Here is a 2,276-nt window from a genome sequence, read left to right on the forward strand (position 1 = left end):
ATCGCCGCCGTTGAGCTCGTCGTTGCCGTCATGGCCTTTCAGCACGTCGGCGCCCTGGGCGCCCCAGAACACCTGGGCGCCGGTGGTGCCCTCGATGGTGTCGGCCTGGGCGGTGCCGTCGACGATCTCGATGCTCCTGAACACGTCGCCCGCCGCCGCGCCCCGGCTGGCATTCGTCGCCACCACCGTGCCGTCGGTCTGCCGCTGCATGTAGAGCTGGATGCCGGCAGCGCCGAAATAGCTCACCTTGTCGACGCCCGCGCCCCCGTCGAACACGTCGTTCCCGCCGCCGGTTGCATATATGAAATCGTTGCCGTCGCCGCCGATGAGCGTGTCGTTATCGCTTCCGCCATCCAGGGTATCGTTCCCCGCGTCGCCATTGAGCTCGTCGATGCCCTCATAGCCTTTGAGGATATCGTCACCAATGTTGCCCCAGAAGGTATTGGCGCCGGTGTTGCCTTCAATGACGTCGGCATGGATGGTACCGTCAATAATCTCGATGCTTTCGAAGATATCGCCTTTGGCAGCTCCATCATTGCCTGCTTGGGAATGCAGGTAAATCTTGATGCCTGTTTGGCCGTTGAAATAGCTGACCTTGTCGTTTCCGTCGCCCCCATTGAAGGTGTCGGCACCGTGATATTCCCCGGCTTGGTTAGGAGTTTCGGTGGCAAGGAAATAATCGTCGCCCTTGCCTCCAAACAGCCGATCACTGCCGCCGCCGCCGTTGAGAGTATCCCCTGCCTCAGCGATGTCGGTTCCGAAATACTCCTCATCGGAGCCTGTTCCCGTCCAGTTCACGGCACTGGTCCTGGGGTCGAAGATCTGCGCTCTGACGAAGGGTACCCCACCTGCGGTGCTATCGCTCCAGCCGATGGCAAGTCGTCCATCCTGAAGAACGGTGATGGATGGATCGTCCTGAATCCCTGAGCCAGCTCTAATAGTGAACACGTTGCTGACCTGAGTAGGATCCGTCACGAAGTTCGTGCCAAACACGCGCCCCATGACATCGCCAGCTGCAGTGGAATAAGCGAGAACAAAGCTTCCATCGGGAAGGACTTTCACGACTGTCTCATCCAGCCGCACATCGGATGAAAGCAGCGTGACCTCTTTATAGTTATCTTTGCTCGTATAAATCCTGGCTACGACTTGATCATTCGCAAAAGGATCCTGAACCTTCCATACGACCATGAAGCGGCCATCGTTCAAGGATTCCACTGATACATTGGAGAGTGTCACCTCTCCCGATGCTGCGATCACGATTTCCTGATCGGCGGTGTTCTGAGTCTGGATACGAACAGCGATGGAGTTGCCGAACTGAGCTTCCTTGAGTGCAGCAGTAACGAACTGAGTACCGTTCAAGGATGCAACCGACATGGAGTGGTAGGTGCCGCTTGCCCAATTGAAGGTCACGCCGCCTGTGCGACTTCCCTGAGCATCATAGACGTTTGAGGTCATTCCCCCAATTGTGGAGTTGCCAATATTCGAAACGACAAAGCCCGTGCCCAGAGCCGAGATATCCAGATGATCTCCTGCTGTGCTAGAGACCAGGAAATCTTCAGGCTTGCTCGCTAGTGGGTTTCCTTCGGCATCGAAGATCCTGGCTCTGACATCATCGTCCTGTCCGCTTGGATCGGCGGCATCAATCCATGCAATGACGAAACCGCCGCTCTCCAGAGCAGTGACAACCGGGAGCCTTTGGCTCGTAAAAGCGTCGGTCGTATTGACCTTCTTGGCTTCGTGAAGCGGCGTACCATCGGCGTTGAACAACCGCATGAGGATGTCGCTTTCCGCACCGTCATGCCTTTCCCAGACTGCCACGAACCTCCCGTCTTTGAGCGTGACGATATTGGGCTGATACTGCTCCCCGGAAACGCCGCTTACTTCAATGAGATCTTTCCAAGTTGTTGGGGCCGTCAGAGGCATAATCGATACCTTTGGAATGGAGTTTCTTATTAGTTATAACATTTCGAAATGTTTTCAAAGCGGTAGGTTGGACGTGAGACGTTGCAAGTCGGGTATGTCGCTCAAGCTGAACAAGAAGGCGGAAGCGATCCGCTCGGCTTCGACCAGTGCACGGAAGGCTTCCATCCTAAAGCCAGTCACCTGGAGGTATCATCGGGACGACTGCTAACAATCCCCCTTGCCATTCCGCTGCGACAGGCAGAGCATCGTCCTCAACGCGTCCTGGACAAGAGCGCGCCAACAGCGGGGGCAGGGAGGATGAAGTCCTATGGCACCCAACGGCAGACCAGCTTCGGGCCCGCGATGCATTGCGA

General features: G+C 56.5%; 1 protein-coding gene. It reads right to left on the reverse strand.

Features of this window, described 5'->3' with window-relative positions:
• Positions 1-1,923: calcium-binding protein (locus VE009_RS00005; RefSeq protein ID WP_325005326.1), on the reverse strand; the 1,923-nt coding region annotated here is incomplete at its 3' end.
• Between the last annotated feature and the right edge of the window lie 353 nt (positions 1,924-2,276).

This window comes from Paenibacillus sp., from assembly GCF_035645195.1.
Taxonomy (GTDB): Bacteria; Bacillota; Bacilli; order Paenibacillales; family YIM-B00363; genus Paenibacillus_AE.